This is a genomic window from Pseudomonas floridensis, from assembly GCF_002087235.1.
GTDB lineage: Bacteria > Pseudomonadota > Gammaproteobacteria > Pseudomonadales > Pseudomonadaceae > Aquipseudomonas > Aquipseudomonas floridensis.
The window spans coordinates 1-2,125 of record NZ_MUIO01000046.1; the positions used below are offsets into that span (position 1 = coordinate 1).

General features: G+C 44.2%; 2 protein-coding genes. One reads left to right on the forward strand and one right to left on the reverse strand.

The features are described from left to right. Nucleotides 1-110 precede the first annotated feature (110 nt). The gene (locus tag BZK31_RS30110; protein WP_083183417.1) at nucleotides 111-635 is read left to right on the forward strand and encodes a hypothetical protein; all 525 of its coding nucleotides are present in this window, start codon (nucleotides 111-113) and stop codon (nucleotides 633-635) included. A 632-nt stretch (nucleotides 636-1,267) separates the two neighbouring features. On the opposite strand, the gene BZK31_RS13200 is transcribed toward BZK31_RS30110, so the two are convergent. Beyond that, a complete protein-coding gene (locus BZK31_RS13200) occupies nucleotides 1,268-1,966 on the reverse strand; it encodes a hypothetical protein (RefSeq protein ID WP_083183418.1) in 699 nt (232 codons plus the stop codon). Between the last annotated feature and the right edge of the window lie 159 nt (nucleotides 1,967-2,125).

The following is a 2,125-nucleotide window of genomic DNA, read 5'->3' on the forward strand; positions in this document are numbered from 1 at the left end:
CAAGTTGATCGGAGCATCCCTAACTGGCCAAAAGCCCCTGAACTACCTAACTTTTCAGGCTTCATGCTCCCTAAATTTTAGACATAATGAACTACAACTCGGTAAACTCAATGTCACCCATAGTATTCAGACTAAGCGCGACCATATTCGTTTTATTCATGGCAATGGTTGGTACATTCTCAGTTTATTGGATTTGGGAACACGTACTACCTCTGTACGGCCGCATCTACAGAAACGCTCCTGTAGTAGAAACTCCTTACTTGGCATTCTGCCTACTCATGGCTCCACCAGCCGTGCTACTCATAATAATAGGAGGTGTGATAGCTATATGGACGGGAAAAAAATTTGACCCACCAAACAACTCAGCGCTAGATCGCTTTCAAAGCCTCATGATCTATCTTTCCGTTAAAACAATAATATACATAGTGCCTGCAATAATTCTCACCACCACAATCACCTTACTTGCTAGAGATTATACCCCCTGCCCAAAACTCCTAATCTCTGGATCAGCCTGGCAATTATTTTGGGTCAATGACGAGAAAGCCTGTTTCAAACCTGACCGCTACATAAATGATAACTGGCCATGTAAAATAGTTGAAAATCAAGAACTGTGTCTAAAAGCAGACGGTAAATAATGCATATCTCCTGAAAATGACTGCGTAGCTCACAATAAAAATCCACGCGTCTGACCATAACTCCAAATGACCAAGATAAAAACCTTTATTGCTATTTTGCCCAAATATTTACCATGGTATATCTATAAAAAGAACTAGAAGCATTATTAGGCTATAAACTCAAGCATAATGAACCGAGGCCAATAGTGACGCCAAGTGCAACTCTGCCAATAGTGGGAGACTATCAAGCGAAAGTCCTGAAAACCTAATTACATAGCCTCACTGACTTCCCTCTATTACTGCTATTTCCCCCAAAACTGAAGGCGTGGCCATTAACGTACCGGTTCCCCCCGGTGGCAAGTTCGATTTCGATGGTTGCAGACTAGCCTAAGGCAGATTTCAGCCTAACGCTTGGATCTTCGGATATAAGCTCAAGCGGAAAGCCAAAATCCGATGATAGGTCTTCCTGCCCCACAAAATCCTCCAGTAATAATTCCTGGCCTCCTGAAAGGGCCATCATGAGCTTGAATAGGCGTCTATTCTGAGGGGTTAATCGAGATGAAAGATCCGCCTCAACTACTCCTTGAACCGGTGAACGAGTCGTGAGTTATGCGGCCTACCGCACAACTGCCAAAGGTCTGCTGCAAAGCTGGTCATTTAAATAATCTACCCAATAACCACCGGGTCCGAGCTTCGCGAATTTCGTCAATGCCACTGAATGTAAAGGGCTCGCTCATTTTACGCTCCTTGACGCGCAAAATACGTAGCCCTCTAATTGAATCGCGGTCATATATCAGCAATGCAATGCAAGCAAAAAAAAGCCCCACTGTAGCGACAATCCCGCTGGTCAGGGGCGTTGTGGCGTTGATAAATGCCGCCGACACCAGGGTCCCGACGCCTGAAATAAGACCAGCGCTTATATTTGTGGACCTCACTTTTACTGGGGAAACTTTGTTGCCAGAAATCAAAAATGGAAATGCCTTGGATTTTGTAAAATAAACCAATGCATAAAATCCTGCGACTGCCAACAACATAAAAAATCCAAGTGCTGCGGCCTCACCCCTAGACCTTTTTAAATCGTCAAAAGCAACTATATAAGCAAGTCCAGCAGCTGCAAATGCGAGTGAAAACATACCGACAATCGACATACTCAAGGTATATACCGTGAAGCGCTCACACCGGTACACCAAGTACACCATAAGCATTAGCAAAACTATTGAAAAAACACCATAAACCCACCACACACCCGAAAAGTTTATAGGGCCTAAAAGCCCCGAAAAAAGGGCAAAAGCGACAACTGCCAGCGGCCCTTTTTTTATAGCGACAGGGTCGGGATTATACATATTAGCCATTTAATTTATAGACTCGTCAATTTTCGTATTTAGCCAACCTTCAGCTTCTTTGCCATACCCTTTGCTCGCCATAACTTTCTGTACACCCAGTCCAGCCAGTTACCTCCCCAGAGCCACTATGAAGGGAGTAGATGGGCCAGCACTAGGTTTTGTACGAAA